The sequence below is a fragment of the Agrobacterium sp. rho-13.3 genome, from assembly GCF_033957765.2.
Classification (GTDB): Bacteria; Pseudomonadota; Alphaproteobacteria; order Rhizobiales; family Rhizobiaceae; genus Agrobacterium.
Genome location: NZ_CP192774.1, coordinates 2697532 through 2718907, shown reverse-complemented (window position 1 = coordinate 2718907; position 21376 = coordinate 2697532). Strand labels below are relative to the sequence as shown.

The window sequence follows — 21376 nt, the reverse complement described above, 5'->3', positions numbered from 1 at the left end:
ATGATCGGCAGTGCGCCTCTGCGCCTTCGGTTTTTGAAAGTTGCGGACCGTACGCCCAATGGGCTTGTTGCTGCGCCAACGGATTTGCGTGCGGTTGATCCTTACGTTGCGCAAGAGCTCGTATCTGGGCGGATTGCCTTGGCCGGGCGGATTTTGGATACCGGGGGTATCTCGCCTTTTCTGCTAGAAATGCCGTCTTCCGCTTTTGAGGAGAGGCTCCACGCCTTCAGCTGGCTGCGGCATGTGCGCGCCAGCAAATCGGATGAGGCCTGCACCCGCGCGCGGGTTTTGGTGTCGGACTGGATTGCGTTGCATGGACGCCGGGTTTCAGGTGTCGCCTGGGCGCCGGAAACAGCAGCACAGAGGCTGATTGCCTGGTTGTCACATTCGCCGGTGGTTCTACAGAATGCGGATGCCTTGTTTTACCGCCGTTTTCTGAAAAGCCTTTGTTATCATGTGCGGTATCTGAGCCTGATTGCCAAACACGCGCCGGATGGTGAGATTCGGCTGAAAATTCGTATCGCTTTGGCGGTTGCCTCAATATCGCTGCCCAACCGTGCATCGAAGATTGCGCGCTATGGCATGAAGCTGGATCGCGAACTGGAACGGCAGGTTCTGCCGGATGGTGGCCATGTTTCACGCAATCCACGCGTCATGCTGGATTTGCTGCTGGACCTTCTGCCGCTACGACAGAGCTATATCAATCTGGGCCACGATGTGCCGCCGGGCCTTGTGCCGGCTATCGACCGGATGTTCCCGGCCATTCGTTTCTTCCGGCATCAGGACGGTGATCTGGCACTGTTTAATGGTTCCACGGCCACCCTTGCCAACGAGCTTGTTTCGGTGCTGCGTTATGATGAAACATCCGGGCGCCCCTCACGCGCCCTGCCCGATATCGCCTATCAGCGGCTTTCGGCAGAAGACACGGTTGTGATTGTCGATACGGGATTTCCACACTCGATGGAGCTGTCCAGAGGGGCGCATTGCGGCTGCCTGTCGTTCGAGCTTTCATCGGTCAGGAACCGCTTTATCGTCAATTCCGGTTTCCCGCCCTATGCAACGGTCGATTTTAAACGCGCCAGCCGCTCCACGGCGGCGCATTCCACCGTCACTATTGACGATACGTCTTCATCGCGTGTCTCGCGTTCCCGGCTTCTCGGCCCCATCGTGGTGCAGGGTGTGACGGAGGTGGATGTGCAGCGGCAGACTGATCAGAAGGGTGCTGATGTTTTGCTGGCATCCCATGACGGTTATCTGAGGGAGTTCGGCGTCGTTCATGCGCGGGAGCTGGAGTTAAATGCGGCTGGTAGCAAGATCAAAGGCCGCGATCTGGTTTTAACGCCGCAAGGCGATAAAAAACGCGCCCCACTTTCTATTGAGGCCGTTTCGCGGTTTCACATTCATCCATCGATCGAACTTTCCCGGCTGGACGATGAATCGATCATGATGCGGGCGTTGGACGGTACGAGCTGGCTGTTTTCTGCGCCGGGCCAGCAGGTGGTCATAACGGATGACGTGTTTATGGCCGATGCGTCCGGCATTCGGCCTTCTCACCAGATCGAAATTCCGTTTACCGTGCCGGAAACCTCGGAAATCCGCTGGATAATAGAGAGAAAACTGTAGGGCTGCGCATCGGAAAAGGGGCTGCCTGCGCCTCCTCTGTTTATTAATGTGCCAAGCTGTGCTAACGCGGCGGCAACCGCCGGATGGATCGCTCTCCGGCCTGTCCTCCACGCATCACGGAGTCGTCCCGATGGCTGTTGTTTCCAAAAAAATCCCCGCTCCTGACAAGGTCAAAATCCGCACTGCGCTGCTGTCTGTCTCCGACAAGACAGATATCGTTGAACTGGCCGGTGCGCTGGTCAATCTCGGTGTGAAGCTGCTGTCCACCGGTGGCACGTCGAAGGCGATTGCCGATGCGGGTTTGCCGGTGACGGATGTATCCGACATCACCAAGTTCCCGGAAATCATGGACGGCCGCGTCAAGACATTGCACCCCAACGTGCATGGCGGACTTCTGGCCATTCGGGATGACGCGGAGCATGTCGAAGCCATGCGGGCGCACGGTATCGAAGCCATCGATCTGTCGATCATCAATCTCTATCCGTTCGAGGACGTTCGCGCCAAGGGCGGCGATTATCCGACGACGGTTGAGAATATCGATATTGGTGGCCCGGCAATGATCCGCGCTTCGGCCAAGAACCACGCTTACGTGACCGTTCTGACCGATCCGAGCGATTACCCGGAGTTGTTGGAAGCATTGCAGGCCGATGACGGCCAGACGACCTATGCGCTGCGCCAAAAGTTTGCGGCGAAGGCCTATGCTCGCACGGCTGCCTATGACGCGATGATTTCCAACTGGTTTGCCGAAGCGCTTTCCATCGAAGCGCCGCATTACCGCGCTATCGGCGGCGTGCTGAAAGAAAAGATGCGTTACGGCGAAAACCCGCACCAGAGCGCTGGTTTTTACCTGACAGGCGATCAGCGCCCCGGCGTTTCCACAGCCACGCTTTTGCAGGGCAAGCAGCTGTCCTATAACAATATCAACGATACGGATGCGGCTTACGAGCTTGTTGCCGAATTCCTGCCGGAAAATGCACCAGCCGTTGCTATCATCAAGCACGCCAACCCATGCGGCGTTGCCACGGGGACGACTTTGCTCGACGCTTACAAGCGGGCGCTGGCCTGCGACCCGGTTTCTGCTTTCGGCGGCGTGATTGCGCTGAACCGCACGCTGGATGCCGAAACGGCCGAAGAGATCATCCAGCTGTTCACTGAAGTCATCATTGCGCCTGATGTCACCGAAGAAGCCAAGCTGATTGTGGCCCGCAAGCCCAACCTGCGGCTGCTGTCTGCCGGTGGTCTGCCCGACGCCCGTGCTCCGGGTATTACGGCCAAGACCGTATCCGGTGGTCTTCTGGTGCAGAGCCGTGACAATGGCATGGTCGAAGACCTTGATCTGAAGGTCGTCACCAAGCGCGCACCGACGGCGCAGGAACTGGAAGACATGAAGTTCGCCTTCAAGATCGCCAAGCATGTGAAATCCAATGCGGTGATTTACGCCAAGGACGGACAAACCGCCGGTATCGGCGCTGGCCAGATGAGCCGTATCGACTCGGCCCGTATCGCCGCCCAAAAGGCAGAAGATGCCGCCAAGGCCATGGGTCTCTCAGAGCCGCTGACAAAGGGTTCTGCGGTTGCCTCTGAGGCATTCTATCCGTTTGCAGATGGTCTTTTGGCAGCGATTGCCGCTGGTGCGACCGCGGTTATCCAGCCGGGCGGTTCGATGCGCGATCAGGACGTGATCGATGCGGCGAACGAACATAACGTGGCGATGGTGTTCACAGGTATGCGCCACTTCCGCCACTAGGACTCTGTGATTGATGGCCCGGAGTTTTTTCTCCGGGCCATTTTTTCATTATCGAATGGCTTCGACTGGCGATATGTCGCTTCGCGCCGCCAGTTCCGCCAATGCGAGCGAACTGACACCTGCGAGAAAAAAGCCTGCTGACAAATTGATGGCCGTGCCGTCATAAAAGCTGCCTATGCTGATCGCAAAGAGTGTTGCAACCAGGCTTGAGCCTGAGGCAATCAAGGACGCTCCCAGACCCGCAACCTGGCCAAGCGAGCGCATTGCCATGGCGTTGAGATTGCCGAAAAGGACACCGATGGTGAAGAAGGCAACGAAAACGAACGCCATCATCGCGAAGAGCGGCAGCTGACTGCTCCACAGCATGGATGTGACCAGCATCAGGAAGCCCGTCGATGCCAATCCCACAAATGCGGAGCGGGCCATGGCATCCATGCCGAACCGCTGAACGAGCTTTGCATTGACGAAGGAAGCCAGTCCTATTCCGGTGGCCAGGACCGCGAAATAGAACGGGAAAGTTTCTTTTATCCCATACGCATCGAAAAACAGATCTGCTGCGGTGCTGAGGTAAAGAAGTTGAGCCCCGAAGACGATGCCGGTGGCCATGATGAGCAGAACCACGCTGCGTTTCGACAGGATACGCTTGCTGTTCAACAGCAGTAGGCGCGGACGAAACGGAATTCGTTTCGGTGCCGGTAGGGTTTCCTGTTGTCGCACCACCAGCCAGAGACCCAGAATACCGGCAATGACCAGATAGGCTACAAAAATACTGCGCCAGCCGGCAATGGCAATCAGCCCCTGTGCCAAGGTGGGCGCCAGCATTGGCACCAGAATGAACAGCGTAAACATAAAGGACATGATGCGGGCCATCGCATCGCCGTCGAACTGGTCGCGGATCATCGCCCGCGTTGCAATCTTCGGACCGGCGACGCCGACACCCTGCAAAAACCGCCCCAGAATGACCATTTCCAGCGACCCCGCCAACATGGCAGTGACGGTGCCGACCGCATAGACACAAAGGCCCAGAACAAGCGCTTTTTTCCGGCCCATCGCATCGGACAATGGGCCGAGAAACAATTCACCGAACGCCATGCCGAAGATAAAAAGCGATATGATGTGCTGAGTAGATAGGGGTGGTGACGGCTGCACATCCATGCCGATCTGCCGCAAGCCCGGCAGAAGAGCATCGATGCTGAAAGAGGTAAGCGAGGTCAAAAGAGCGTAGAGGACGATGCGTTCTCGAAAACTAATCATTGGATGCGAAAGGCCTGTGAAAAGCGGAAAGGTTTGAATTCCGCTTGTCGCATCTTTTCATCGTCAATTGAATGGGAAACGGACGCGTCCCCAAGTTGCTCTAGGAATGTTTCACGTGAGACACGACCCACCCATCACGTCACCGCACCCACCTGCCAGGGCACGAATTCATTGTCGCCGTAGTCGTAAATCTCGCTGACGGTCTTGTGGCCCGATGCCACCGCGATGATGTGTTCGAAAATTCGTTCGCCGGATTCTTCGATGGTTTCCGCGCCGGTCACGATCTCTCCGCAGTTGATGTCCATGTCCTCTTTCATATGTTCATACATTTCAGAGTTGGTGGCGATCTTGATGCAGGGCGACGGTTTGAAGCCGGAGACCGAGCCTCGACCGGTGGTGAAACAGATGACGTTGCAGCCGCCTGCGACCTGGCCTGTGACCGCGACCGGGTCGTAACCGGGGGTGTCCATAAAGACGAAGCCGGATTCGGTGACTTTTTCGGCAAATTCATAAACGGCTTTGAGCGGCATGGAGCCACCTTTGGCGACCGCACCGAGGGATTTTTCAAGGATGGTGGTCAGGCCACCCAGCTTGTTGCCATGGGAAGGGTTGTTGTTCAACTCGTCGCCATTGCGGGCTGTGTAATCGCGCCACCAGTCGATGCGTTGCAGGAGTTTTTCTGCGACGGCGGGGGTAATGGCGCGGCGCGTCAGAAGGTGTTCGGCACCGTAAATTTCCGGGGTTTCCGCAAGCACGGTCGTGCCGCCGTTGCGTACAATGAGGTCGGAGGCGTAGCCGAGTGCCGGATTGGCGGAGATTCCTGAGTAACCGTCTGACCCGCCGCATTCCAGTGCGACTTTTAAGGCTGAAAGCGGCTGCTCGGTGCGTCTGGCAGCATTGACCATGGGCAGCATCTCTTTGATGTTGGCAATCGCCGCCTCGATTGTTTTGCGGGTGCCGCCGTGCTGCTGGATGGTCATGGTGCGAAGCCGTTCGCCCTCTTCCATCTTGTAATGTTCAAGGATTGGCGCGATCTGGTTGGTTTCACAGCCAAGGCCGATCAGAAGAATCCCGCCGAAATTCGGGTGGCGGGCATAACCCTGAATGGTGCGGATCAGCAGCCGGTAGCCTTCCGACTTGGTATTGATCGCGCAGCCGGTGCCATGGGTCAGTGCGACAACACCATCGACATTGTCGAAACCCTCCAAGCCGCCCTGCTTATTGAAATAATCGGCGATGTAGCGCGACACGGTGGCGGAACAGTTTACTGAGGCGATGACGCCGATATAATTGCGGGTGCCAACACCGCCGGTACCTCGGTCAAAGCCCATGAAGGTGCGGCGCTCAGTCTGCGGCAACATGCCTTTTTCTTCGATATCGACGCTGAATTGGTGGGCATGTTCCGAAGGCACCATCGCAAGGTTGTGCAGGTGAACGTGGCGGCCCGCATCGATATCCTGCGTTGCCACGCCGATGATTTGACCGTATTTCAGAACCTCCTCACCGGTTCTGATTGGTCTCAACGCCACCTTATGGCCGCGCCCGATGAGTTCAGCCGCCTTTAGATCGCCGCGCCCGGTGGCATTACCGGGCTGAATGGACCGGCGGGCGACGGCCACATTGTCATTGATATTCAACAGAATGGTAGCTTCGGCATTGTCAGTCACGGGGTCTCCTCCTCCCGAATGATCGTTCTATCAGTTCTCCACCCAGCGGCGCCTGGAACTGTCCAGATGGCTGTGCATGGCGGCTTGCGCTAAAAGCGCGTCCTTGTTTTCCAGCGCCGTGAGGATGGCTTCATGCTCCTGCAAGGCCAGAAACCATGTGTCCTTGTCCTCGAATTTGACGCGCAGTTGAGCGGAAATCGGGCTGTGGCGTTCATCGAACAGATCGGCAACCAGCCGAGCCAGAACGCTGTTGCCGGATTGTTCGGCAATGGTGGTGTGGAACTGCCGGTCCTGATCCAGCGGCTTGCGGCCTGTCTCGATTTCCTTGCGCATGGCATCCAGTATGGCACGCAGGTTTTCGAGCGCCGTCGTGTCGATGCGGCTTGCGGCGAGCAATATGGTCGTGCCCTCCAGCACCGCCCTCGCCTGCATTAGTTCAGACGGGCTTTCGCCCAGCGATTTGGTTCTGATCGGCGATTGAACCGGCTCTGTAGAGACATAAACGCCAGACCCCATTCGGATTTCGACGCTGCCATCGATTTCCAGCGCGATCAGTGCTTCGCGCAACGAGGGTCGTGAAACGCCGAGCTTTTGCGCCAGCTCGCGCTCCGCCGGCAGACGGGCGCCAGCCAGAAACTCGCCGCTCTCGATCAGCTCACGGATCTGATCTGCGATCTGTTGATAGAGCCTGCGCGGTTCGATGATTTTGGCCTGACCATTCATGGGCGTTCTGTCTTAACTTTTTAAAATTCCAGATTTGGCCTTACCGTATCGCTAACGGGATAAAGACGCAAGATAATGTTTATTTCATTGATATAACGACATTATTACCATTTCTGAGTATGAATAAGGTTGCGGGTAAGGGTCGTTTTCTGAGAGCTTTCCGATAATTGGCTTGACCAAAATAAAAATGCGGCCTAACCATTTCGTCAATTCGCAACGCTTTGGGTGGAGTCAGGGCGTTACCGGGAGGGATTTGAGATGTCGCATAGCGCGTCGACGATTGAGGACGATTTTGTGTCTGGCCACGCTGTGCGTGGGCACGGCAACGTCCTGCTTCGCCTCGACAATATCAGCAAGGAATTTCCGGGCGTTAAAGCGCTGAGCGATGTGCATTTCGACCTGCGTGCCGGTGAAGTTCATGCGGTGTGCGGCGAAAATGGTGCGGGAAAATCCACGCTGATGAAGATCGTCAGCGGTGTGTACCAGCCGACGTCAGGCACCATTCTGCACAAGGGCCAAAAGGTTCAATATGCCTCACCGCTGGAATCGGAAGCGGCGGGCATTGCCATCATTCATCAGGAACTCAACCTCGTTCCACATTTGAGCATTGCTGAAAACATCTATCTGGCGCGCGAGCCACGCAAGGGGTTTCTGGTTGATCGCAAGAGGCTACGGGCCGATGCAAAACGCTGTCTCGATCGTCTGGGTGTGGACTTGAACCCCGACCAGATGGTGCGCGGCCTGTCTGTTGCGCAGTGTCAGATGGTGGAAATTGCCAAGGCGCTGTCGCTGGATGCGGAAGTTCTGATTATGGACGAGCCGACCTCCTCGCTGACCGAGCAGGAAACGCGGCTGCTGTTCAAGGTTATTCGCGACCTCAAGGCTTCCGGCGTTGGTGTCGTTTACATCTCGCACCGGCTGGATGAGATGGCCGAGATCGTCGATCGCGTGACCGTGCTGCGTGATGGGCGTTATATTTCGACGGATGATTTCAAGGCGATCACCGTGGATGACATCGTGACCCGCATGGTGGGGCGATCGCTGGAAGACAAGTTTCCGGAACGGACGTCCAAGCCGACGGATGAGGTTATTTTTTCCGTCAAAGGGCTGACGCGGGCTGGTGTGTTTCACGATGTGAGCTTTGAGCTGCGCCGTGGCGAAATTCTGGGCTTTGCCGGCTTGATGGGCGCTGGCCGCACGGAAGTGGCACGGGCGATCTTTGGCGCGGATGCTTTCGACGCGGGAACGATCAGTTTTGAGGGGCGCGAACTTTCCATCAAGTCGCCGCAGGATGCGATTGGGCAAGGTATTGCCTATCTCTCGGAAGATCGCAAAAGCGATGGCCTTGCGATTAAAATGTCAGTGGCGGCCAATACCTCGCTTGCCAATATGGACGCGGTATCCGGGCGTTTTGGGCTTATCGATTTCAAGAAGCATGACGAGGTTGCCAAGCATTACGTCGATCTGCTGAACATTCGCACGCCCTCTATCAAGCAGACGGTGCGGCTGTTGTCCGGTGGCAACCAGCAGAAGATCATCATCGGCAAATGGCTGTTTCGGCAATCGCGCATTCTGTTTTTCGATGAGCCGACGCGCGGCATCGATGTCGGAGCGAAATTTGCGATCTACAAGATCATGGATGAACTGGCGGCCAGAGGCATCGGCGTCATTCTCATCAGCTCGGAATTGCCGGAAGTGCTGGGGCTAACGGATCGTATCGCCGTGTTCCACGAAGGAACGATTACCGGCGTGCTGGAAACAGCCAAGACCAATCAGGAAGAAATCATGCGCTATGCCTCCGGTTATAGCAGCGGAGACAGACATGGCAGATAGTGCAGAAGCGCCGAAGCGTTTTTCGTTTAGCGACCGGCAGAAGGACATCATCCAGAAATTTGCAGCACTGGGCAGCCTTGTGGTGCTGACCATGGTGTTTTCCGCCACCAGCAGCGCGTTTTTCACCGTCAACAACGCAATGACCATTGCGCTTCAGGTGACATCCATCGCACTGCTGGGCATCGGCGCAACCTGCGTTATCATCACCGGTGGCATCGATCTTTCGGTGGGTTCGGTGCTAGCGCTGGCGGGTGTTGTTGCAGCCCTTGCGGTGAAAGAGCTTGGTATGCCGGTGCCTGTGGGTATGTTTTTCGGCATCCTGACGGGGTCGCTGTGCGGGCTGATCAACGGCCTGCTTGTGACGAAATTCAGGTTGCCGCCGTTTATCGCCACGCTGGGCATGATGTTGATTGCGCGTGGTGTTGCCTTGCAAATTACCGGGGCGCGGGCGGTGTCTGGTCTTGGCGAATCCTTCGGTGAACTTGGCAATGGCGCGCTGTTTCGCATCATCACCATTGGCGATGACGGCTTTCCGAATGTGGTGTTTCCCGGCATTCCTTACCCGGTTATTTTGATGATCGTCATCGCGATTGCGGTGTCCTTCATGCTGAACCGGTCTGTGCTGGGCCGCCATATTTATGCGGTGGGGTCCAATGCGGAGGCGGCGCGTCTTTCCGGCGTCAATGTCGCCCGCGTCACCAATTTTACCTATGTGCTGTCTGGAACTCTGGCTGGCCTGACCGGCTGCGTGCTGATGTCTCGCCTTGTCACCGCCCAGCCGAATGAAGGCGTGATGTATGAGTTGGACGCGATTGCCAGTGCGGTCATCGGCGGCACATCGCTGATAGGAGGCGTTGGTACGATTTCCGGCACGGCGATTGGTGCTTTCGTCATCGGCATTTTGCGCAATGGCCTCAACATGAACGGCGTTTCGGCCTTCACACAGCAGATCATCATCGGCTTGGTTATTTTGGGAACGGTCTGGATTGACCAGCTTCGCAACCGTCGCTGATGGAGTTTTAACACAGGAGGGTGCGGACCCTTTCCGCGGGATACCAGCAGGCGAAGAGGAGATATCGCCATGCGGGAACAATGGAGGATAACATGAAAAAACTGACGACAGCCCTTTTGACATCAGCCATCGCGCTGTGGAGCGTTTCGACCGTTCAGGCCGGTGAAATCGCCGTTATCGTCAAGACCGTAAACTCGACCTTCTGGCAGAACGTGCAGAAGGGTGCGGATGCGGCCATCAAGGACTCCAAGGGCAACACGTTGACCTTCCAGGGCCCGGCATCTGAATCGGCTATCGCCGATCAGGTCAACATGGTGGAAAATGCCGTCAACCGTAAGGTTGCGGGCATCGTTCTGGCGCCATCCGATCCTGACGCACTGGTTCCTGCTGTGAAAAAGGCTTGGGAAGCCCGCATTCCTGTGGTGATCGTCGACTCGCAACTCGCCAAGGGTGCGGAGCAATATTACCAGTCTTTCCTCGCCACCGACAACAAGAAGGCCGGTGAGTTGGCTGCACAGGCGTTGATTGCCAAGGTGGGCAAGGAAGGCAAGATCGCCGTCATGTCTTACGTTGCCGGTGCCGGATCTGAAATTGGCCGCGTGGGTGGGTTTACTGATTACATCAAGGCAAATTCCAAGCTTCAGATCGTTGGTCCCTATTATTCGCAGTCGCAGATGGCGACGGCGCTGAACCAGACAACCGACGTTTTGGCCGCTAATTCCGATCTCAAGGGCATTTTTGGCGCGAACGAACCCACTGCCATCGGCGTTGGCCGTGCGCTGGCGCAATCCGGTAAGGCCGGTAAGGTTGTTGCCGTTGGCTTTGACGGCAACCAGGACCTTCAGGGTTTTGTAAAGGACGGCACGCTGGCCGGCATTGTCGTGCAGGGGTCTTACCAGATGGGTGAACTCGGCGTTCAAACCGTGTCCAAGCTGATTGCCAAGGAGAAGGTCGAGAAGTTCGTCGATACCGGCGTTGTGGTGGTGACAAAGGACAATATCGAAAAGCCGGAAGCGAAGAACGTTCTTTATTGAGTGTGAATTTCACACCCTTCTCCATCATCCCGGACTTGATCAGGGATCCAGTGCGATCAATTCCTTGATCGCAAGAGACTCTTCCGCGCTGCAGACGCGGCGCTGCTGGACCCGGATCAAGTCCGGGGTGACGGGGCAAAATATTGATGGTCGCGGCTTGCCGCGCCCATGCACGCCAAACCCGAATTTTTCGAAAGTGCCGTGATGAAAGTCTCCGAAAAACGCAAACTGCCGCGCCGTGATGTGGATGTAACCGTGATGGGCCTTGGCTGCGCCCAGATGGGCAATCTTTATCGCCTGACGCCTTATGAGGAATCCAAGGGCGCTTTCGATACGGCCTGGCAGCACGGCATGCGTTATTTCGATACTGCGCCGTTTTATGGTTACACCCGCTCCGAGCGTCGGCTTGGCACGATGGTAACGGAACACGAGCGCGAAGATTACACGCTGAGCACCAAGGTCGGGCGCCTGATGGTGCCGGATGAGACGGTGGGGCCAGAGGAAGACGCATACATTGCGCCCCTGCCCTTTCGCCCGGTCTACGATTATTCCCATGACGGTATTCTGCGCTCCTTCGAGGCCAGCCAGCAGCGGCTTGGTGTTCTGAAGCCGGATATTCTTTATATTCACGATATCGGTCCCTTCACCCATGGGGACAAGCATCAGCATTATTGGCAGCAACTGACCACCGGCGGCGGGTTCAAGGCATTGGCCAAGCTGCGGGATGAGGGTTCGACCGGTGCGGTGGGGCTGGGCGTCAATGAGTGGGAAATCGTGCGCGATGCGATGGAGGTTTTCGATATCGATGTGGCAATGCTCGCCGGGCGGTATACGCTGCTGGAACAGCAAAGCCTGTCTTTCATGAATTCCTGCGCGGAACAGGGCGTTGCCATCGTTGTGGCTGGTGCCTTCAATTCCGGCATTCTGGCGGGTAACCGAAAATTCAACTACGCCGATGCGCCTGCCGAGATTCTGGCGAAGGTCGATGCTTTGCATGATGTTTGCGGGCAGCTGGGCGTTTCGTTGCAGGCGGCAGCGTTGCAGTTTCCGTTGGCCCACCCCGCATCCGTGACGGTGGTGTCTGGTGCGCGGAATGCGGCGCAACTTTCGTCCAACATCGCATGGTTCGAGCAGGAGATTCCGAGCGAATTCTGGGCGGAGCTGCATAAACGCGGTCTGATTGCCGAGGGTGCGCCGGTGCCGGGGAGCAAGGGCTGACCATGCTGATCGACGCGCATCAACATTTCTGGCTTTTGAAGGACCGTGTTGGCCAATGGCCACCACCTTCACTGGAGGCTATTTACCGGGATTTTCTGCCTGGCGATCTTTTGCCGTTGATGCAGGCGGCAGGTGTTTCCGGCACGGTGCTGGTGCAAACCATGGAAAGCGCTGCTGACACAGATTTCATGTTGACGCTGGCGGGTACGAACGCTTTCATCAAAGGCGTGGTTGGCTGGGTGGATATGAAGGCGGCGCATGCCTCTGTGCAGATTGCCCGTCTTGCGGCGGACCCGGCGTTCAAGGGCGTGCGGCCGATGTTACAGGATATTGCCGACGACTCATGGATCGATGATCCGGCGCTGGAGCCTGCCGTAGAAGCGCTGATCGACAATGGTGTGGTGTTCGATGCACTGGTGCTGCCACCACATTTGCCACACCTGCTTGCCTTTGCGAAACGTTATCCCGCCCTTCCCATCGTCATTGACCATGGCGCGAAACCCTTGATCGCGACGGGCCATTACAGCGGCTGGCGCAAGGACATGGCGGCGCTGGCCGCGCTGGCCAATGTGCACTGCAAGCTGTCCGGTCTGCTGACCGAACGGGGCGATCAGAAGCCGGGGTCGGTTCGGCCTTATGCTGAGACGATTCTGGAGTTATTCGGCTCTGCCCGCGTGATTTTCGGCAGCGACTGGCCGGTGCTGCGGTTGGCGGGTGACTATCAGGGCTGGCTGGATTTCTGCCGCGATATCGTTCCCGCTGCTGATCATGCGGCGGTATTTGGCGGCAATGCCGTTCGTTTTTATTGTCTTTCCGACAGGTGATGTGATGCTGGCGATTTATTGCGACAGACCCGGTCTACTCTCCCAGAAGCAATTGCCGAAGCCGCGCCGTGGTGAGGGCGAAGTGCTGGTGCACGTGCGTCGCATCGGCGTGTGCGGCACGGATCTGCATATTTTCACGGGCAATCAACCCTATCTGTCTTATCCGCGCATCATGGGCCACGAACTATCCGGGACTGTAGAGGAAGCGCCTGACGGCAGCACTCTATCGCAGGGGGATATCGTCACTATCATCCCCTATATCTCCTGCGGCGAATGTAGCGCTTGCCTGAAGGGGAAAAGCAATTGCTGCCGCAACATCGGTGTGTTGGGCGTGCACCGCGATGGCGGCATGGTGGAATATCTGAGCGTGCCACAGCAATTCGTGCTGAAGGCGGATGGCTTAAGCCTTGATCAAGCGGCCATGACGGAATTCCTTGCCATCGGTGCCCATGCGGTGCGGCGTGGAGCGGTTGAGGCTGGCCAACAGGTATTGATCGTCGGGGCTGGACCCATCGGCATGGCGGTAGCCGTGTTTGCGGTGTTGAATGGCGGTGTTGTGACGATGATCGACAGCCGCGAGGACCGGCTGAATTTCTGCAAGGATCAGCTTGGCGTTTCCAATATCGTTGCCCTTGGCGAAGGCGACAAGGGCAGGCTTTCGGAAATCACCGGCGGTGATTTTTTCGATACAGTGTTTGATGCCACGGGCAATCCGAAAGCCATGGAACGCGGTTTTTCCTTCGTCGGCCATGGCGGTTCCTATGTCTTGGTTTCCATCGTTGCCAGCGACATAAGCTTTAACGATCCTGAGTTTCACAAGCGCGAAACAACGCTGCTCGGCAGTCGCAATGCCACGGTTGAGGATTTCGAGCGGGTGCTGGAGGCGCTGCGCGCCAGCAAGGTGCCGGAAGCGCTGATTACCCACCGCATGACGTTGGCCGAAGTGCCTTCCAAATTTGCCGATCTGACGGACCCGAAAGCCGGTGTCATCAAAGGCATGGTCGAGGTGGCGTGAGCCTCTTCGAGACTGAACATATTGACGACCTCTGACCGCGAGTACACGGCCATGACCAAAATTACCGATCTGCGCGTTTTCGACCTGCGTTTTCCCACATCCCAAAGCCTTGATGGCTCGGATGCGATGAACCCGGACCCGGATTATTCGGCGGCTTACGTTATTCTCGATACCGATGAGGCGGGGCTGAAAGGACACGGCCTGACGTTCACCATCGGTCGCGGCAATGACATTTGCTGCATGGCCATCAAGGCGATGCGGCATCTAGTGGTGGGCACGGAGCTGTCCACCGTTTTGGAAAACCCCGGCCAATACTGGCGGCATTTGACCAGCGACAGCCAATTGCGCTGGATTGGCCCGGATAAGGGTGCGATGCATCTTGCCACCGGTGCCGTGGTCAATGCTGTCTGGGATTTGCTGGCCAAAAAGGCGGGCAAGCCGGTCTGGCAGATGGTTGCCGAGATGAGCCCGGAGGACATCGCCGATATTGTCGATTATCGTTATTTGACCGATGTACTGACGCGCAATGAAGCACTGGCGATTTTGAAAAAAGCCGAAATTGGCAAGACAGAACGTCTCGAAATTCTGAAGAGGGACGGTTACGCTTGCTACACGACATCGGCTGGTTGGTTGGGGTATGACGACGATAAGCTACGCCGCTTATGCCAAGAGGCCATCGATGCCGGTTTCAACCATGTAAAAATGAAGGTTGGTCGTGATCTGGAAGACGATATTCGCCGTCTGACGATTGCCCGCGAGGTGATCGGTCCCGACCGCTACCTGATGATCGACGCCAATCAGGTCTGGGAGGTGGATCAAGCAATCGAGTGGGTGAACAAACTCGCTTTCGCCAAACCGTTTTTCATCGAAGAGCCGACCAGCCCGGACGACATCGCAGGCCATCGCAAAATCCGTAACGCCATTGGTTCGGTCAAGGTGGCCACCGGCGAAATGTGCCAGAACCGCATCATGTTCAAGCAGTTCATTGCCGAAGGCGCGATTGACGTCGTGCAGATCGATTCATGCCGCATGGGTGGTTTGAATGAGGTTCTGGCCGTGCTGCTGATCGCCGCGAAATATAACCTGCCTGTCTGGCCACATGCGGGCGGCGTAGGTCTCTGCGAATATGTGCAGCATCTGTCGATGATCGACTATCTGGTCGTTTCAGGCACCAAGGAAGGCCGCGTGATCGAATATGTCGATCATCTGCACGAGCATTTTATCGAACCCTGCGACATTCGCGATGCGGCCTATATGCCGCCGAAGCTGGCGGGATTTTCGATCGAAATGAAGCCGGCGTCGATCGAGGCCTATACGTTTAAGGGGTGAGTGGAACACTGCTCTTACTCATCCCTGTGCTTGTCACAGGGATCCATTCGCATGCGTCTGTGCGACAGAAGAGCCTTTAGCCCAAAGACTTGGGCTGGCTAGATTCCTGTGACAAGCACAGGAATGAGGGAAATTTGGAGTGAGTGATCCGCTAAAACTCTGACACCGCCACACCCAGCCTGATCCACTCCGCGTCGTTTGCGGGCAAGCCAAACCTTATGTCGTTTGGTCTTTCATCAAAAATGCGTGTGAGAATGCCGTGTTGTGCAAGGTGATTGAACAGGCTTGCCGCTCGCTTATCCCGGACAAGCGTAAACAGAGACGTGCCACCAGCAACAGAAAGCCCGGCATTTCTCAGCAGATTGTTCATTTGCTCCGACTCATCCTTTATCCGGAGTCGCATCTCGTCACCCCAAGCCTTGTCCGCCAGCGCTTGCGTTGCGATGTGCAGAGCTGGACCTGACACGGCCCATGGCCCGAGGCGGGATTCGAGGTCTGTGGCGATATCTGGATGCGCCAGCGCGAAGCCGAGACGGATGCCGGCCATGCCGTAAAATTTTCCGAATGAACGCAGGACGACGAGGCCGCCCACGGCGGTTGCGTCTGCGAGGCTGGTCGCATAGCCGGTTTCTATGAAGGCTTCGTCTACGATGAGTAGACCGCCCTTTTGGCGTATGGTGTCGGCTAGAGACAGCAATGTGTTGCGATCCGTTACCCGGCCATCGGGGTTGTTGGGGTTGATGACGATGGCGTAATCATATTCCGAAAGTTCAGCGACATTCGCCACTTCGGTGACGGGCAGTCCCACCATGCGGGCGGTGCGGGCGTGTTCAGCATAGGCGGGGGACAGCACACCGCAGCGTTTTGCACCGCGTTGAACGGCGAGTTGGGCAAGCAACGGCATCAACATTTGCGTGCCGGGCGATGCTGCGATGAGGGCGGCGGATGGTGCGCCAAAGGTGGTCGCGGCGATGGCTTTCAGCGTTTCCACGGCGTCTGGTTCCGGCAGTCGGGCGAAGACGCTGGCGGGAATGGGCGAATGCGGGTAGGAGTGCGGATTGATCCCGGTGGAAAGATCGATCCAGGGTTCGGGGGCTTGCGGAAAAAGCAGACGCGCCCGACCCAGATTGCCGCCATGGCGGATCGCCGGTTGCGCTTTTTCTGGTACCCTATCGCCCATGTTCTTCGCTCTCGCTTTCCTGTCACTGCTGATCGAACGCCTTGTCGGTTATCCCAACTGGCTGTTTCGGCGCATCGGCCACCCCGTGACCTGGATTGGTTCGCTTATCGCCCTGCTTGACAGAAAATGGAACCGGGAGGGCGATTCATTTTCACGCCGCAAGGTTTTGGGTGTGGTGGCATTGGTGGTTTTCCTTGGTGTGACTGCGCTGTTGGCGTGGGTTTTGCAATCCATTCTGTTGGCTTTGCCTTTGGGCCTGCTGATCGTTGCGGTACTGGGCGCATCGCTTCCGGCGCAAAAAAGTCTGGAGCAGCATGTCGAGGCAGTCGCGCTGGCTTTGGAGCGTGACGGCATTGAAGGAGGACGAAGGGCGGTGTCGATGATCGTCGGACGTGATCCTCAAAGACTGGACGAGGCTGCGGTGTGCCGGGCGGCGATTGAAAGTCTGGCGGAGAATTTTTCCGATGGCATCGTCGCGCCATCGCTGTGGCTCGGGCTTCTGGGGCTGGCCGGTGGTGCGGGTTACAAGGCGACCAACACGGCAGACAGCATGATTGGCCATCGTTCTGCGCGCCACGAGGCTTTCGGCTGGGCTTCGGCGCGGCTGGATGATCTGGTCAATTTGCCAGCCTCCCGGCTCACCGGCTTGCTGTTCATCACGGCTGCGTTGTTTGTAAGAGGCGCTTCCCCACGAAACGGTTTTCGCGCGATTTTTCGCGATGCCCGCCATCACCGTTCGCCCAATGCGGGTTGGCCGGAGGCGGCAATGGCAGGGGCGCTGGGATTTGCGCTGGCCGGTCCACGCTCTTACGGCGGGCAGATGATCGAAGCGCGGTTTATGGGCGAAGGCGGACGGCGGGATTTGAACGCCGCTGATATTCGCCAAGCACTGAAATTGGCGCGGATTGCAGATGCGATGCTGATTGGGCTTTTTGGGGTCCTTGTGTTGATTATCGCGCTATAGACAATAGCGCGGCGAGATCGAGATGGCGCTCCATATGGGCGGCCAAACGATCCAGGATGGTATCGACCTGCGCTTCATAATTCAGTTCTGAGCTTTCGCCACCCAACCGCTCCAACCAAGCGCTGCGCTGGTGGTCATCTGCAAACAGGCCGTGAACATAGGTGCCGAAAACGCGGCCTTCCATAGAGATTGCCCCTTCTGTCTGGTTGCCGATGGTGGAAAACGGGCGGTCGGTATCCACGCCCTCGGTCACGCCAACATGCATTTCATAGCCGGAGAAGGATATTCCGTCGAAACTTTGGCCCGTGACGGAAACCAGCCGTTTATCGCCAGTCAGGACGGTCTCGACATTCAGCAAGCCCAGTCCTTCGACCGTTTGAGGTGTCCCCTCGATACCCTCCGGGTCGGCTACGGTTTTGCCGAGCATCTGATAACCGCCGCAGAGGCCGAGAACGTGTCCACCACGTCGCAGATGCGCTTTGATGTCGGTGTCAAAACCGGCATTTTTCAAGGTAGTTAGGTCAGCGATGGTGGATTTGGAGCCACAGAGCAAAACCAGTGAGCAATCACCCGGAATGGCCTGACCGGGGCGGACGCGCAAGAGCTCCACGTCTGGTTCTGCCTCTAACGGGTCGAGGTCATCGAAGTTGGAAATATGCGGCAGGATGAGCACGGCGATGCGGATTTTTGCGCCGGGTTTGCGTTGACCTGGCGCTGTCAGACCAAGTGCATCTTCGGCGGGCAAGCTGATAGCATCGGCAAAATGTGGCAGAAGGCCGATCGGGTTCCAGCCGGTTTTTTTTTGGATGATCCGCATACCCTCATCAAACAAGGCCGGATCACCACGAAAGCGGTTGACGATAAAGCCTTTTATCATCGCCGCATCATCCGGTTCCAGAACCGTTTTTGTGCCGACAAGGCTGGCAATGACGCCGCCGCGATCGATATCGCCGATGAGGATGACGGGTGCGTTGGCCGCACGGGCAAAGCCCATATTGGCGATGTCATTGGCGCGGAGATTGACCTCTGACGCGCTGCCTGCGCCCTCCACGAGCACCAAGTCGGCGCTGGCTTTGAGCTGCTCGAAACTTTCCAGCACCCGCGGCATCAGCCCCGCTTTCATATGCTGATAATCCGCCGCCTTGGCATTGCCGGTGACCTTGCCCTGCACCACCACCTGCGCACCGGTTTCGCTTTGCGGTTTCAGCAGCACCGGGTTCATATGCACGGAAAGCGGCACGCCAGCGGCGCGGGCCTGCAAGGCCTGCGCCCTACCGATTTCCCCGCCATCTGCGGTGACGGCGGCGTTGTTGGACATGTTCTGTGGCTTAAAGGGCATGACGGAGAAGCCGCGAAGGGTGAAAGCGCGAGCCAGCCCCGCCACCATCAACGACTTGCCGACATCCGAGCCGGTTCCCTGAAACATCAAAACACGCGCTGTCATGGATTAGAACTCTATGCCGGACTGCGCTTTGACGCCCGCTTTGAAGTGATGTTTCACCAGCGTCATTTCCGTCACCATATCAGCGGCGTCGATAAGCGGTTGTTTAGCATTGCGTCCAGTGACGATGACATGCAAATTCGGGCGGCGGTTTTGCAGGGTCTCAACGACTTCTTCCAAGGGAAGATAATCATAACGTAGCGCGATATTCAGTTCGTCGAGAACAACCAGACCGATGGATTCATCGGCCATCAGGACCTTGGCTTCTTCCCATGCTTTGGTGGCCGCTGCGACATCGCGTTTCAAGTCTTGTGTGTCCCACGTGAAACCTTCGCCCATGGTACGCCATTCGATTTTATCGCTGAAAAGGGTCAGCGCCTGCTGTTCGCCGGTGGACCATGCGCCCTTGATGAACTGCACGATGCCGACGCGCCTGCCGGTGCCGAGCATGCGCAGCGCCAGCCCGAAGGCGGCGGTGGATTTGCCTTTGCCGGGGCCGGTATTGACCATCAGCAGACCTTTTTCGACGGTCTTCTCGGAGACTTCAGCGTCTTGCACGGCCTTGCGGTTGACCATTTTGGCACGGTGGCGTTCGGCTTCGCTATCGCTGATCTCGCGTGTCATGGTGTCTCATTCCTTCCCGGCGCATGCTTTTCAAGACGGCGACTATAGCCAAATCGCCCCGCACGGCAATGACGGGCGGCATTGACACAAAAGCACCGCAGGGCATAAGGGTTAAGGACTGACGGTCTTTTTCCGGCAACGGGAAAAGCTAAGAGGGAACACGGTTCAGTCTTTTACTTTGACCAATCCGTGGCTGCCCCCGCAACTGTAAGCGGTGAGCCTGCACTGTGAAGCCACTGGACAATTTGTCCGGGAAGGTGGTGCAAGGCGTTCTTCACACCGCGAGCCAGGAGACCTGCCGTTTCAGGAAAAACGTCTGCCGGGCGGGGTGCTCCGGTCAGCCGGTCTTATCGAATGGCGGATCGCGCATTTGTGCGTGGCGTTTTTCGATATCCGCACCCCGAAGATTTGCAGGCGCGGAAAGCGAACCCTTGGATATTACAGCGACATCGTCTGGCATCAGTGAAAAAGCGCAAGACAAAACGGCTTCTGGCGTTGTCGTTTTCGTCTGCCGCAGCTGTCGGGATGAGGCGGAGCCGAATGCCGAGCCGCGCCCCGGCGCGCTGCTAGCCGAAACCGCTATTCAGCTTGGCAAGGCAGAGGGCATCGATGTGCGCAGCGTTAATTGCCTTGCCAATTGCAAGCGCGGCCTCAGCGCCACGATGCGCAGCGCCGATGGCTGGTCCTATGTGTTTGGCGGGCTGACCGCGGACCATGCGGACGATCTTTTAACCGGCGCGCGCCTTCTGGCCGCCGCACCGGATGGCCTGATGCCCTGGCGTGGCCGGCCTGACATTTTAAAGCGTGGCATGGTTGCCCGCATTCCCCCTTTGCATTTTACCGAGGAGACATCATGACCACGCTCAACCGCGTTCCCTGCACCATCATCACCGGATTTCTGGGCGCTGGCAAAACCACGCTGCTGCGCGGCCTTCTGGAAAAGCTTGAGGGCAAGCGGCTTGCCATCATCGTCAACGAGTTTGGCGATGTCGGCATCGATGGCGATATTCTCAAAGGTTGCGGCATTGAAAGCTGCCCGGAAGAAAACATCGTGGAGCTGGCCAATGGCTGCATTTGCTGCACGGTGGCGGATGATTTCCAGCCCGCTATCGAACAGATTCTGAGCCGTGAGCCACGTGTCGAGCATATTCTGATCGAAACATCGGGCCTCGCTCTGCCGAAGCCGCTGGTGCAGGCGTTCCAATGGCCAGCGATCAAAAGTCGCGTGACGGTGGATGCCGTTGTGGCCGTTGCCGATGGTGTGGCACTGGCCGAAGGCTTGGTGTCGCATGATCTGGAAGCACTTGCCGCCCAGCGTCAGAATGACGAGGCACTGGATCACGATGATCCGGTTGAAGAAGTGTTCGAAGACCAGATTGCCTGCGCCGACCTGATCGTTCTGACCAAGGGTGACCTGCTGGATGCGGCCGGGCTGGAGCGTGCCAAGGCGCATATCAACGCCCATCTTCCAAAGGCGGCGAAAATCATCGTGGCATCCAACGGGGTCATCGATCCTGCCGTTTTGATCGGCCTTGGCCTTGCGGTGGAAGAGGATATCGACAACCGCAATACGCATCATGATGAGGAAGAAGACCACGATCACGATGAGTTCGACAGCTTTGTGGTGGAGCTGGATGCTGTGACCGACGCCGATGCGCTGGCGGTGCGAATTTCTGAGGCGGCAGCGTCTGAAAACGTGCTGCGCATCAAGGGTTTTGTTGAGGTCTCTGCCAAGCCAATGCGTTTACAGGTGCAGGCGGTCGGTTCGCGGGTCAATCATTATTTCGACCGCCCTTGGGCTGCCGGTGAAGTGCGCCGCAGCCGTCTGGTGGTGATCGGTGAAAAGGGCATCAACCGCGAAAAAATCGAGCGGATGCTGGCTGCCTGA

Annotated in this window: 18 protein-coding genes and 1 riboswitch; of the genes, 12 read left to right on the top strand and 6 right to left on the bottom strand. The window is 57.3% G+C overall.

Annotated features, from left to right (window positions below):
- Both RMR16_RS13185 and purH read left to right on the top strand, forming a co-directional pair.
- The gene (locus tag RMR16_RS13185; protein ID WP_320201055.1) at nucleotides 1-1623 is read left to right on the top strand and encodes a heparinase II/III family protein; all 1623 of its coding nucleotides are present in this window, start codon (nucleotides 1-3) and stop codon (nucleotides 1621-1623) included.
- A gap of 130 nt (nucleotides 1624-1753) precedes the next feature.
- Nucleotides 1754-3370, top strand: coding sequence for a bifunctional phosphoribosylaminoimidazolecarboxamide formyltransferase/IMP cyclohydrolase (purH, locus tag RMR16_RS13180; protein ID WP_320201056.1), 1617 nt, complete (start codon nucleotides 1754-1756; stop codon nucleotides 3368-3370).
- A 48-nt stretch (nucleotides 3371-3418) separates the two neighbouring features.
- Here the strand turns inward: purH and RMR16_RS13175 are convergent, their stop codons facing one another.
- From RMR16_RS13175 to RMR16_RS13165, 3 genes are all read right to left on the bottom strand, one after another.
- Nucleotides 3419-4624 (bottom strand): multidrug effflux MFS transporter, encoded by a 1206-nt coding sequence (locus tag RMR16_RS13175; protein ID WP_320201057.1) that lies wholly within the window; start codon nucleotides 4622-4624, stop codon nucleotides 3419-3421.
- A 134-nt stretch (nucleotides 4625-4758) separates the two neighbouring features.
- Nucleotides 4759-6291 (bottom strand): UxaA family hydrolase, encoded by a 1533-nt coding sequence (locus tag RMR16_RS13170; RefSeq protein WP_320201058.1) that lies wholly within the window; start codon nucleotides 6289-6291, stop codon nucleotides 4759-4761.
- A gap of 30 nt (nucleotides 6292-6321) precedes the next feature.
- A complete protein-coding gene (locus RMR16_RS13165) occupies nucleotides 6322-7014 on the bottom strand; it encodes a FadR/GntR family transcriptional regulator (RefSeq protein ID WP_320201059.1) in 693 nt (230 codons plus the stop codon).
- A gap of 258 nt (nucleotides 7015-7272) precedes the next feature.
- Here RMR16_RS13165 and RMR16_RS13160 point away from each other — a divergent pair, with 258 nt between their 5' ends.
- From RMR16_RS13160 to RMR16_RS13130, 7 genes are all read left to right on the top strand, one after another.
- A complete protein-coding gene (locus tag RMR16_RS13160; protein WP_320201060.1) occupies nucleotides 7273-8847 on the top strand; it encodes a sugar ABC transporter ATP-binding protein in 1575 nt (524 codons plus the stop codon).
- Complete coding sequence (locus RMR16_RS13155; protein WP_320201061.1) at nucleotides 8837-9859, top strand: ABC transporter permease; 1023 nt, start codon at nucleotides 8837-8839, stop codon at nucleotides 9857-9859. The genes RMR16_RS13160 and RMR16_RS13155 overlap by 11 nt, the downstream gene beginning before the upstream one ends.
- A gap of 92 nt (nucleotides 9860-9951) precedes the next feature.
- Nucleotides 9952-10893 carry an ABC transporter substrate-binding protein gene (locus tag RMR16_RS13150; protein WP_320201062.1) on the top strand — a complete coding sequence of 314 codons (942 nt, stop codon included), beginning with the start codon at nucleotides 9952-9954 and terminating at the stop codon, nucleotides 10891-10893.
- Nucleotides 10894-11097: 204 nt separating this feature from the next.
- On the top strand, nucleotides 11098-12111 hold the full coding sequence (locus tag RMR16_RS13145; RefSeq protein WP_320201172.1) for an aldo/keto reductase: 1014 nt from the start codon (nucleotides 11098-11100) through the stop codon (nucleotides 12109-12111).
- A gap of 2 nt (nucleotides 12112-12113) precedes the next feature.
- Nucleotides 12114-12935: an amidohydrolase family protein gene (locus tag RMR16_RS13140; RefSeq protein ID WP_320201063.1), complete on the top strand. Its 822-nt coding sequence runs from the start codon at nucleotides 12114-12116 to the stop codon at nucleotides 12933-12935.
- Between the two features lie 4 nt (nucleotides 12936-12939).
- Nucleotides 12940-13950 carry a zinc-binding alcohol dehydrogenase family protein gene (locus tag RMR16_RS13135; RefSeq protein ID WP_320201064.1) on the top strand — a complete coding sequence of 337 codons (1011 nt, stop codon included), beginning with the start codon at nucleotides 12940-12942 and terminating at the stop codon, nucleotides 13948-13950.
- Nucleotides 13951-14001: 51 nt separating this feature from the next.
- Nucleotides 14002-15279, top strand: a complete 1278-nt coding sequence (locus RMR16_RS13130) for an L-fuconate dehydratase (RefSeq protein WP_320201065.1) — start codon at nucleotides 14002-14004, stop codon at nucleotides 15277-15279.
- Nucleotides 15280-15430: 151 nt separating this feature from the next.
- Here RMR16_RS13130 and cobD read toward each other — a convergent pair whose 3' ends face one another.
- Entirely contained in the window at nucleotides 15431-16459 is a 1029-nt protein-coding gene (gene cobD / locus RMR16_RS13125) for a threonine-phosphate decarboxylase CobD (RefSeq protein WP_320201066.1), read from the bottom strand.
- Between cobD and cbiB the strand changes: the two genes are divergently transcribed.
- Nucleotides 16458-17423 carry an adenosylcobinamide-phosphate synthase CbiB gene (gene cbiB / locus RMR16_RS13120; RefSeq protein WP_320201067.1) on the top strand — a complete coding sequence of 322 codons (966 nt, stop codon included), beginning with the start codon at nucleotides 16458-16460 and terminating at the stop codon, nucleotides 17421-17423. The two genes, cobD and cbiB, sit on opposite strands and share 2 nt — an antisense overlap.
- On the opposite strand, the gene RMR16_RS13115 is transcribed toward cbiB, so the two are convergent.
- Together RMR16_RS13115 and cobO are read right to left on the bottom strand one after the other, a co-directional pair.
- Entirely contained in the window at nucleotides 17410-18867 is a 1458-nt protein-coding gene (locus RMR16_RS13115) for a cobyric acid synthase (RefSeq protein ID WP_320201068.1), read from the bottom strand. The genes cbiB and RMR16_RS13115 overlap by 14 nt on opposite strands.
- Nucleotides 18868-18870: 3 nt before the next feature.
- Complete coding sequence (gene cobO, locus RMR16_RS13110; RefSeq protein ID WP_320201069.1) at nucleotides 18871-19488, bottom strand: cob(I)yrinic acid a,c-diamide adenosyltransferase; 618 nt, start codon at nucleotides 19486-19488, stop codon at nucleotides 18871-18873.
- Nucleotides 19489-19593: 105 nt separating this feature from the next.
- Nucleotides 19594-19805, top strand: a riboswitch (cobalamin riboswitch).
- A 114-nt stretch (nucleotides 19806-19919) separates the two neighbouring features.
- On the opposite strand from cobO, the gene RMR16_RS13105 reads away from it, so the two are divergent.
- Both RMR16_RS13105 and cobW read left to right on the top strand, forming a co-directional pair.
- Entirely contained in the window at nucleotides 19920-20345 is a 426-nt protein-coding gene (locus RMR16_RS13105) for a DUF1636 family protein (RefSeq protein ID WP_320201070.1), read from the top strand.
- A complete protein-coding gene (gene cobW / locus RMR16_RS13100; protein ID WP_320201173.1) occupies nucleotides 20339-21376 on the top strand; it encodes a cobalamin biosynthesis protein CobW in 1038 nt (345 codons plus the stop codon). Before RMR16_RS13105 ends, cobW begins: the two co-directional genes overlap by 7 nt.

Bases quoted from the DNA above. Each gene is read 5' to 3' on its own strand.
- cobD (WP_320201066.1), bottom strand. From the start codon at position 16,459: ATGGGCGATAGGGTACCAGAAAAAGCGCAACCGGCGATCCGCCATGGC.
- RMR16_RS13165 (WP_320201059.1), bottom strand. From the start codon at position 7,014: ATGAATGGTCAGGCCAAAATCATCGAACCGCGCAGGCTCTATCAACAG.
- RMR16_RS13160 (WP_320201060.1), top strand. From the start codon at position 7,273: ATGTCGCATAGCGCGTCGACGATTGAGGACGATTTTGTGTCTGGCCAC.
- purH (WP_320201056.1), top strand. From the start codon at position 1,754: ATGGCTGTTGTTTCCAAAAAAATCCCCGCTCCTGACAAGGTCAAAATC.
- RMR16_RS13140 (WP_320201063.1), top strand. From the start codon at position 12,114: ATGCTGATCGACGCGCATCAACATTTCTGGCTTTTGAAGGACCGTGTT.
- cobO (WP_320201069.1), bottom strand. From the start codon at position 19,488: ATGACACGCGAGATCAGCGATAGCGAAGCCGAACGCCACCGTGCCAAA.
- RMR16_RS13150 (WP_320201062.1), top strand. From the start codon at position 9,952: ATGAAAAAACTGACGACAGCCCTTTTGACATCAGCCATCGCGCTGTGG.
- RMR16_RS13130 (WP_320201065.1), top strand. From the start codon at position 14,002: ATGACCAAAATTACCGATCTGCGCGTTTTCGACCTGCGTTTTCCCACA.
- RMR16_RS13115 (WP_320201068.1), bottom strand. From the start codon at position 18,867: ATGACAGCGCGTGTTTTGATGTTTCAGGGAACCGGCTCGGATGTCGGC.
- cbiB (WP_320201067.1), top strand. From the start codon at position 16,458: ATGTTCTTCGCTCTCGCTTTCCTGTCACTGCTGATCGAACGCCTTGTC.
- RMR16_RS13155 (WP_320201061.1), top strand. From the start codon at position 8,837: ATGGCAGATAGTGCAGAAGCGCCGAAGCGTTTTTCGTTTAGCGACCGG.
- RMR16_RS13185 (WP_320201055.1), top strand. From the start codon at position 1: ATGATCGGCAGTGCGCCTCTGCGCCTTCGGTTTTTGAAAGTTGCGGAC.
- RMR16_RS13175 (WP_320201057.1), bottom strand. From the start codon at position 4,624: ATGATTAGTTTTCGAGAACGCATCGTCCTCTACGCTCTTTTGACCTCG.
- RMR16_RS13145 (WP_320201172.1), top strand. From the start codon at position 11,098: ATGAAAGTCTCCGAAAAACGCAAACTGCCGCGCCGTGATGTGGATGTA.
- RMR16_RS13135 (WP_320201064.1), top strand. From the start codon at position 12,940: ATGCTGGCGATTTATTGCGACAGACCCGGTCTACTCTCCCAGAAGCAA.